This is a genomic window from Variovorax boronicumulans, from assembly GCF_040544675.1.
In the GTDB taxonomy this organism is placed as follows: domain Bacteria; phylum Pseudomonadota; class Gammaproteobacteria; order Burkholderiales; family Burkholderiaceae_C; genus Variovorax; species Variovorax boronicumulans_D.
The window spans coordinates 251,329-259,993 of the sequence record NZ_JBEPKK010000008.1; the positions used below are offsets into that span (position 1 = coordinate 251,329).

At 67.2% G+C, this 8,665-nt stretch carries 7 protein-coding genes; 2 read left to right on the top strand and 5 right to left on the bottom strand.

The window, feature by feature from the left end:
* Nucleotides 1-116: 116 nt before the first annotated feature.
* Nucleotides 117-965, top strand: coding sequence for a helix-turn-helix domain-containing protein (locus ABIC90_RS16595; RefSeq protein ID WP_354355774.1), 849 nt, complete (start codon nt 117-119; stop codon nt 963-965).
* On the opposite strand, the gene ABIC90_RS16600 is transcribed toward ABIC90_RS16595, so the two are convergent.
* From ABIC90_RS16600 to ABIC90_RS16620, 5 genes are all read right to left on the bottom strand, one after another.
* Entirely contained in the window at nt 871-3,138 is a 2,268-nt protein-coding gene (locus ABIC90_RS16600; RefSeq protein WP_354355776.1) for an acyl-CoA dehydrogenase, read from the bottom strand. The genes ABIC90_RS16595 and ABIC90_RS16600 overlap by 95 nt on opposite strands.
* A gap of 139 nt (nt 3,139-3,277) precedes the next feature.
* Nucleotides 3,278-3,898 (bottom strand): hypothetical protein, encoded by a 621-nt coding sequence (locus ABIC90_RS16605; protein WP_354355778.1) that lies wholly within the window; start codon nt 3,896-3,898, stop codon nt 3,278-3,280.
* Nucleotides 3,895-5,028, bottom strand: a complete 1,134-nt coding sequence (locus ABIC90_RS16610) for a DUF2827 domain-containing protein (protein ID WP_354355780.1) — start codon at nt 5,026-5,028, stop codon at nt 3,895-3,897. Before ABIC90_RS16610 ends, ABIC90_RS16605 begins: the two co-directional genes overlap by 4 nt.
* Complete coding sequence (locus ABIC90_RS16615) at nt 5,025-6,167, bottom strand: DUF2827 domain-containing protein (protein WP_354355782.1); 1,143 nt, start codon at nt 6,165-6,167, stop codon at nt 5,025-5,027. Before ABIC90_RS16615 ends, ABIC90_RS16610 begins: the two co-directional genes overlap by 4 nt.
* A 104-nt stretch (nt 6,168-6,271) precedes the next feature.
* The gene (locus ABIC90_RS16620) at nt 6,272-7,321 is read right to left on the bottom strand and encodes a YadA-like family protein (protein WP_354355784.1); all 1,050 of its coding nucleotides are present in this window, start codon (nt 7,319-7,321) and stop codon (nt 6,272-6,274) included.
* Here ABIC90_RS16620 and ABIC90_RS16625 point away from each other — a divergent pair.
* On the top strand, nt 7,293-8,665 hold a 1,373-nt coding region (locus ABIC90_RS16625; protein WP_354355786.1), incomplete at its 3' end, for a hypothetical protein. The two genes, ABIC90_RS16620 and ABIC90_RS16625, sit on opposite strands and share 29 nt — an antisense overlap.

An 8,665-nucleotide genomic window follows, 5' to 3' on the forward strand; every position in this document is an offset into this window, starting at 1 on the left:
GGATACGCCGCAAGCCAGTCCTGCCGCGTTGGGGTCGATGATTCCGCGGGGCATGCATCGCGTCGATAACCTCGCAGGTCATGGCGCCGCGCGGGCACCGCGCCAGAATGCGGGCGATGAACACCACCCGCAGCACCCATTCGTCCAAGGCCAGCCAGCCCGGCGCGCGCGATCCCTTCGGCGCCCACCTGCGGCACTGGCGCACCCACCGGCGCCTGAGCCAGCTCGACCTGGCGCAGGAGGCCGAGGTTTCGACCCGGCACCTGAGCTACGTGGAAACCGGCCGCGCCGCCCCCAGCCGCGAGATGGTGCTGCGTCTGGCCGAGCGGCTGGAAGTGCCGCTGCGCGAGCGCAATGCGCTGCTGGTGGCGGCGGGCTTTGCGCCGATGTACCGGCAGCGTTCGCTGGACGATCCGGCCCTCGCTTCGGCGCGGCGCGCGGTGGACCTGGTGCTCAAGGGCCACGAGCCCTACCCCGCGCTGGCGGTGGACCGCCACTGGAACCTGGTGGCCTACAACGCGCTGGTGCCGTTGCTCATGGCCGGCGCCGCAGCCGAGCTGGTGGCGCCCCCGGTCAACGTGCTGCGCCTGAGCCTGCACCCCGGCGGCCTGGCTTCGCGCATCGCGAACTTCGCGCAATGGCGCGCGCACCTGCTGGAGCGCTTGCAGCAGCAGGTGGCCGCCACGGGTGATGCCGTGCTGCAGGCGCTGCACGACGAGCTCGAAGCCTTTCCCACGCCCAACGTGAGCCACGACGCGCCGAAGCCCGACGCCGACCTGTCAGGCGTGGTGGTGCCCTTTCAGCTGGTCACGCCGGGCGGCGTGCTGAGCTTCATCAGCACCACCACCATCTTCGGCACGCCGGTCGATGTCACGTTGCAGGAACTCGCGGTGGAGTCGTTCTTTCCGGCCGATGCCCGGACGGCGGCGGCGCTGACGGAGATGGCGAAGCAAGCGAACGCGTGAAGGCCTCGGCATTTTTCTGCGGCTGCGGCTGCGCCGACGGGCCTTCGAAGTCGTCCACCTGGATCACCTTGTCGGCCGCCTTCAGGTAAGCCAGGGCCAGCGCCGGGTCGGGCGCCGAGCAGGCCGCTTCTTCCAGCGAGTTCGTGCGGCGCAGCACCTTGTTGAGCGCCGCGGTGGTGTCGCCCAGTTGCGCGCCCAGTTCCATCGCATGCATCAGGTCGCGCAGGCCGCCCGCCGCGGGCTCGCTGAGGTCGGGCGCCAGGCGCTCGACGATACGCGGGTTGGCGCGCAGCAGTTCGGCCAGTTCCAGCAGCTGCACATCGCGCAGCGGCGCCAGGTGCGCGGTGCGGCGCAGCACCAGGGCGCCGATCACGCGGCGTCCGGCGGTCGGCAGGTTGGCATACAGGTCGTGCAGGATCTTGCTGGCTTCGTCCAGCTGAAAACGGATCGCGGCCCGCGCAAACGGCAGCAGTTCGGGCGCCGCATCCACCCGATACCGCCAGACGCAGGCGCTCGCCAAGTACAGCTGCGCGAGCACGTCGCCAAGGCGCGCCGACAGCAGCTCCATGCGCTTGAGCTTGCCGCCGAGCATGCCCATCGCCAGGTCGGCGGTGAAGGCGTACTTGGCGCTCATGCGTGCGATGAGCCGCGCCTCGCGCTCCAGTTCCACGGGCGGTTCGCCGAGCACCGGCGCGCCGAAGAGGCTGTGCCAGAGGTTGAGCGCCACATGCTTGCCGTGCGCGATCAGCGCCTTGCCGAGTGCGGTTTCGTCGTTCGCCTGCACGGCCGCCATTTCATCGAGCACATGCGGATGGCAGCGCACCGCGCCCTGGCCGAACACGATGAGCGCGCGCGTGAGGATGTTGGCGCCTTCCACCGTGATCGCGATGGGCGCCTGCCGGTAGGAAACGCCCAGCAGGTTCGACGGCCCCGAGATGATTCCCTTGCCGCCCAGGATGTCCATGCCGTGGTTGACCGCGCGGCGCCCCGCCTCGGTGAGCTGCACCTTGAGGATCGCGCTCGCCACGCTGGGCCGCTCGCCCTTGTCGAGCGCGGCGGCCGTGAAGCGGCGCGCGGCATCGGTCGCGTAGAGCTCGGCCGACATCTGCGCGACCAGCCCGGCAATCGCATGGAACTTGCCGACCGGCATTCCGAACTGCTCGCGGATCTGGCCGTAGCCGTTGCTCACATAGAGCGCCGTCTGCTGCATCGACGAGCCGAGCGCCGGCAGCGAAATCGCGCGCCCCGCGGCCAGGCACTCCATCAACATGCGCCAGCCCTGGCCCACCTGCTTTTCGCCGCCGATGATCCAGTCCATCGGCACGAAGACCTGGCGGCCGCGGATCGGGCCGTTCATGAAGGCGCTGTCCATGGGGCGATGGCGGCGGCCGATCTCCATGCCCTCGTGCGGCACCGGAATCAGCGCGCAGGTGATGCCCAGTTCGCGCTGGCCTTCGGGCCGGCTCTCATCGACCGCGTGAAAGGCCAGCCCCACCACCGTGGCGACGGGCGCGAGGGTGATGTAGCGCTTGTCGAAATCGACCAGAAAGCCGCGCGTGCGCTTGCCGTTGAACTCGCGCTCCACCAGCACGCCCCGGTCGGGAATCGAGGCCGCGTCGGAGCCCGCATACGGCGACGTGAGCCCGAAGCACGGCAGCTCACGGCCGTCGGCCAGGCGCGGCAGGTAGTGCTGCTTTTGCGCGTCCGTGCCGTAGCGCAGCAGCAGTTCGGCAGGGCCCAGCGAGTTGGGCACCATCACCGTGACAGCGGTGGCCACGTTGACGGTGGCGATGCGCGCCACCACCGTGGCGTGCGCGTAATGGCCGAAGCCCAGGCCGCCGAACTCCGCAGGAATGATCATTCCGAAGAAGCGTTTCTCTCGCAGGTAGCGCCAGACCTCGGGCGGCAGGTCTTGTGCCTGGTCGATCGCATGGTCGTCGAGCATGTGGCACAGCGTGCGCACCTCGTTGTGCAGGAAGTCCTGCTCGCGCTCGGTGAGCCGGTTGGGGCCCATGGCAGCCAGCACGTCGAAGTCGGGGCTGCCCGCGAAGAGCTGTCCTTCGAAGCCGACCGTGCCGGCCTCCAGCGCGGCGCGCTCGGTGTCGCCCAGCGGCGGCAGCGCCTTCGAGAAGGGTTGCATGGCGCGCCGGCCGATCCATGAAGCCAGAGGCATGGTGTCTCCTTCGCCGCGACGTGTGCGCGGATCGGCCTCATTGTTCTGCCGGGTTGTGCCGGCCCGAGGCCGGTCAAGGGCCTCCTCGCGTGTCGGAGGCGAGCGCACGCCCCGTGCTGGGCGCTGGGCGCGCGCGCGCTCAGCGCCGCTTGGGCGCCTGTGCGGCCGGCGCGGCGGCGGGCGCGGGCGCCGACGGGTCCCGCCAGCCGTACTCGACATAGCGGCGGATCACCAGGCAGCCCGGCGGCGAATCGATCAGCGAGACCGACGAGGTCGGCTCCTTGTCGTCGGTGTAGACCGCGTAGATGGGCAGCAGGCGCGTCATCTTGTAGTTCTTCAATTCCTGCTCGGCAACGCTCTGGCAGGTGAAGGGCGCGACGGAGATGCGTTCGGCCGACACGGTGCAGCTGCCGCCGTCGCCGGGAATCGCGGTGATCGAGGCGGCCACGCCGGCGTTCGGATACTGGATGCCGATCAGCGAGAACATCGGACCGTCGTCGGGGCGCTTGCGGTCCCAGTCGAGCAGCACGTCATGGCCGCGGCTGCCCTGCACGGTGAGTGTGGAGAGCCGCGTGATGGCCGGTAGGCAGCGCTGGATGCCCACGCTGGCGGCGGCGCGGGTGAGCGTGTCCTGCGGCGGCGCGGCCGGCGCCTGCGGCACCAGCACGCCTTGCGCGAACGCCGTGCCGGCCAGGGCCCAGGCGGCCACTGCGAGCGCGGCAGGCAACAGCCGCAGCCATCGTGGTGTCGTTGTGTTCATCGGGGGTCTTGCGCGTAGAGGTTCTCGATGGCGGCGGTGTAGATGCGCACGTTGTCTTCGCTCTCGGGGTCCAGCTTTGCGATGAGCTGGCGTGCGCGCTCGCGGTAGGCCGGCAAGTTGGCGTCGTGCTCGGCAAAGGCCTGCTGCAGCGCGCGGCCGCCCTCCTCGCAGTCGAAGCCGTGGTAGCGGTAGCCGCAGTCGCCGATCAGGTGCGAGTTGTGGATCAGGGGGTAGCCGCCGTAGAGGGCTTCGTAGTAGAGGTAGTTCTGGGCGTTTTCCCATTGGTGGCTGACGACCGCATCGACGTTCATCGCCATCACATGCCAGATCGGGAAACGGCCTTCGAAGGTGGTGATGCCATGGCGCACGATGTCCAGGCTGTTGGCAAAGCCATTGAAGGACACATGGTCCTTCATGTGGAAGGTGTTGTAGGCCTGGACGTGCGCCAGCATGTCGGGGTCGGCGCGGTGCGCGGATTCGCAGCAAAGCAACGGCACATGGCTGGTCTTCACCATGCAGATGTTGGGCTCGAACATCGCGACGCGCCAGCGCCTGCGCCCTGCCTTGTAGCCGAAGCTCTCGCCCTCGGGCAGCTTGGTGACGGCGCGGTCGAGCACGATCGGGCTCCACAGGTGCGGCATCATGCGCACCGGCGCGCGAAAGCAGCTCGCGAAGTACGGCACGCAGGTGGCTTCGTACTCGGGCAGTGTCCAGACCTCGTTGTAGGGCGCGCCGGTCAGCAGCAGGCCGTGCGGCTTGTTGAACACCATGCGCTCGATGTCGATCACGTAGTCGTTGCCCACGCGCATCGAGACGATCTTGCCGCCGCGCTCGCGGAACGCGACCATCCACTCGCGCCCGAGCTGAGCGCTCATCTCGATCATCACGTCGAGCTCTTGGGCGGCCTGCGCCATGTCGATCATCGGCACAGGAGAGTCGGTGATGAAATTCGCAGCGTCTTCAGGCGAGCCGTCGCCACCGCCCGCGACCAGGAAGGTCTGGCCCACCAGCGGCGAGCGCTGCAGCAGCATGACGAGGAACAGGCAATTCTGGAAGATGCCGTTTTCCCAGAGCGACTGCTCGCCCTTGCGCACGAAGATGGAGACACCGACCTTGAGGGGCTTGTTCATGCCGCGGCCCCTTCGAACCCGCTGTTCCTCTGCAGGTCGAGAAGAAGCCGGCCGTACTGCTCGACATTGGCGGCATTGAGGGGATCGACCGCGTCGAACACCTGGCGCGATCGTCGCCGGTAGTCATCGAGTCGGGCGTCATGTTCCTTGGCCGCGACGCGCAGTTGCCGTCCGCCCTCGGCGGCCTCGAAGCCGGGGTAGAAATAGCCGGCACCGAAACCCTGCAACCATGGCGAGTTGTGCACCAGCGGGTAGTCGCCATAGAGCGCGTCGAGATAGCTGTAGTTCTGGTCGTTGATCCACTGGTGCGACACCACCGCGTCGGCATGCTGGACCATGAAGCCCACGATGTCGTGCCGGCCGAGGAACACCGCCTTGTGCTGCTTCACCAGATCGAGCTGGTTCGCGAAGTACAGCATCGTCGGATGGTCCTTCAGGTGCAGCGTGTTGAGCACGCTCATCATCGCCACGCTGCCGGGCTCGGCGCGGCAGGCTTCGTCGCAGGCCAGCATCGAGATGCTCGAGGTCTTGGCCACGGAAATATTCGGCTCGAAGATCGCGACGCGCAAGCCGGCGGCGGGCTGGGTGCCGGCTTTCCAGCCGAAACTGAAGCCGAGCCTGGAAACGTCCTCGATGCGCTGCGCCAGGAATTGCGGATGCCAGAGGTACGGCACGACCCGCACCGGGCAGCGTTGCAGCACGCGCTGGAAACTCGCGAAGGTCTGGTACTCGGGCAAGAGCCATACCTCGTCGCAGCGGTCGGGGCGCGGGAAATGGCTGGGCTTGTCGAACACCGAGGATTCGATCGCACCCGCATACGGCTGGCCCGCGCAGTAGTACACCACCTTCTTGCCGCGTGCGCGCTGCAGAGCCAGCCATTGGGGATCGAGCGCACCGGCCATCTCGATGATCACGTCCACCTCGTCGGCGGCTTCATGGGCGCGCATCAGTCGCAGGCCCATGGCATTCATGTCGACCTGCTCGGGCATGACGTGCTGGTCGCCCACGTCGATCAGGATCACCGAGCGCACGAACGGCAACTGCTGGAACAGCCGCGCCAAAAACACGACGTTCTGGCCGAGCCCGTTCTCCCAGATGTTCTGGCCCGCATGGGTAATGACGGAAATGCCGATGCGCATGATGAATGTAAGTGCCCAAATACAAAAAAGCTCCCGCGCCGGGAAGACGCGGGAGCTGGCAGATTACCCGATCGGATGAACGGGTCAGCAGGTGCGCAGGGGGATTACTTCCACTTCCAGCCGATACCTGCGTTGATGCCCCAGTCCTTGCCAGTGGTCGAGAGGCCCGCGCCCCAGGACATCTTGCCGTCGTCCGAGAGCTGCTTGAAGGTCAGCGCGATCGCGCCATAGCCCTTGTAGCCGCCGATGCCCACGCCCACGGTCTTCTCGCCTGGGTACAGCGTCGGCAGGTAGGTGCCCGACATCGCGAACGCCATCGCGATGCCCGAGTACGCGACACGCGACACTTCCTGGACGCCCTGGCGCACCTCGTTCAGCTGGCCCACGTTGACCGCATCGGTCGGCAAGATGCCTGCCGCCACATTGCTGACGCGCGTGCCGCCCGGCGCTTGCCCGTTGCCCAGCACGACTTGGTTGTAGTTGATCGAGCCATCCGCATTGGTCTGGTACTGGATGCTGCTGGCCTTGGCTGCGCTCGATGCGGCCTTCAGTTGTGCCACGTTGGTCGCATCGCTGTCCGAAGAACCCGCGGCCACGCCTGTGATCTGGCGGAATTGGCCGTTGGCGGCATCGCCCACCGACACCGCGCCCTGCGTGCTGGTGGTCGCCTTGATCGCTGCTTCCTGGTCTGCGGTAGCGCTGCCCGGCATATAGCCAGCCGCGCCCGCAGCCCTGGAAGACACCGAGCCCGAGCCCAGCGCCACGCCGCCACTTTGCTGCACCACCGCGCCGAAGCCGATGGCCGTGCCCTGCGCACCCGTGACCGATGCACCCGTGCCGACCGCGGTCGCGTTCTGCCCCGTGGCCTGTGCGCCGAAGCCCACCGCCACCGCGCCGTCGGCTGTTGCCTTCGCACCGTTGCCGGCGGCGAAGGAGTTGGCGCCGCTGGCGATCGACTGCGGCCCGATCGCGACAGCGTCCTGCCCGCTGGCGATCGCGTCCGGTGCCGTCGACTGGGCGTGGAAGTACTTGGTGCCGGTGTTGTAGATGCTGCTGACCGTCGTGCTCAGGCTGCCGACGTTGCTGTTGGTGGTGCTCAGCCCGGACGACAGGCTGACGACGCCGGTGGACAGCGAACTGACACCCGTCGACAAGGAGCCGACGCTGGTGGACAGGCTGCTCACGCCCGTGGACAGCGAACTCACGCCAGTCGAGAGCGAGCTGACACCGGTCGACAGAGAACCGATGCCGGTCGAGCTCGACGTCGACAGACTTTCGATGCGGCTGTCGACCGTGCTCAGCCCGGTGGACAGCGAACCGACGGTGGTCGACAGGCTGCTGACGCCGGTGGACAGCGAACTGATGCCCGTGGAGGTCGAAGTCGACAGGCTGCTGATGCCCGTGGACAGCGAGCTGATGCCCGTCGAGGTCGACGTCGACAAGCTGCTGATGCCGGTGGACAGCGAATTGATACCGGTCGAGGTCGATGTGGACAGGCTGTCCACCTTGCTGTCGACCGTGCTGATGCCCGTGGACAAGCTGCCGATGCCAGTGGAGGTCGACGTCGACAGGCTGCTCACGCCCGTGGACAGCGAACTGATGCCCGTCGAGGTCGACGTTGACAGCGAGCTCACACCGGTCGACAGCGAACTGATGCCGGTGGAGGCCGAGGTCGACAGGCTGCTCATGCCGGTCGACAGGCTGCTGATGCCCGTCGAGGTCGACGTGGACAGGCTATCGACCTTGCTGTCGACCGTGCTGATGCCAGTGGACAGGCTGCCGATCCCGGTGGAGGTCGACGTCGACAGGCTGCTCACCCCGGTTGAGAGCGAACTGATCCCTGTCGATGCGGACGTCGAGAGCGAACTCACGCCGGTCGACAGGCTGCTGATGCCCGTCGAGGTCGAGGTCGACAACGAAATGATGCCCGTGGACAGCGAGATGACGCCGGTCGACAGGGAACCGAAGCCGGTCGACAGGCTGCTGAAGCCCGTGGAGGTCGAGGTCGACAGGCTGTCCACCCCGGTGGACAGGGAACCGAGGCCCGTGGACGTCGATGTGGACAGCGAACTGATGCCGGTCGATGCGGAGGTCGACAGCGAGCTCACGCCGGTAGACAGTGAGCTGATTCCCGTCGAGGTCGACGTAGACAAGCTGCTGATGCCCGTAGATGCCGAAGTGGACAGGCTGCTCACACCAGTCGAAAGCGAGCTCACGCCGGTCGACAACGAACTGATGCCGGTGGATGCGGAAGTCGACAGGCTGCTCACGCCAGTGGACAACGAACTGATACCCGTCGAGACGGAAGTCGACAGTGAGCTCACACCGGTGGACAGTGAACCAATCCCCGTCGAGGCAGAGGTCGATAGAGAACTCACGCCCGTCGACAGGCTGCTGATGCCGGTGGATGTCGAGGTAGAAAGGCTGCTCACGCCAGTGGACAGCGAACTGATGCCCGTCGACGTGGAGGTCGACAGCGAGCTCACGCCGGTCGACAA

What these genes read in the sequence shown, in the direction of transcription:
- ABIC90_RS16600 (WP_354355776.1), bottom strand. Translation starts at nt 3,138, where the DNA reads ATGCCTCTGGCTTCATGGATCGGCCGGCGCGCCATGCAACCCTTCTCG.
- ABIC90_RS16615 (WP_354355782.1), bottom strand. Translation starts at nt 6,167, where the DNA reads ATGCGCATCGGCATTTCCGTCATTACCCATGCGGGCCAGAACATCTGG.
- ABIC90_RS16610 (WP_354355780.1), bottom strand. Translation starts at nt 5,028, where the DNA reads ATGAACAAGCCCCTCAAGGTCGGTGTCTCCATCTTCGTGCGCAAGGGC.
- ABIC90_RS16595 (WP_354355774.1), top strand. Translation starts at nt 117, where the DNA reads ATGAACACCACCCGCAGCACCCATTCGTCCAAGGCCAGCCAGCCCGGC.
- ABIC90_RS16605 (WP_354355778.1), bottom strand. Translation starts at nt 3,898, where the DNA reads ATGAACACAACGACACCACGATGGCTGCGGCTGTTGCCTGCCGCGCTC.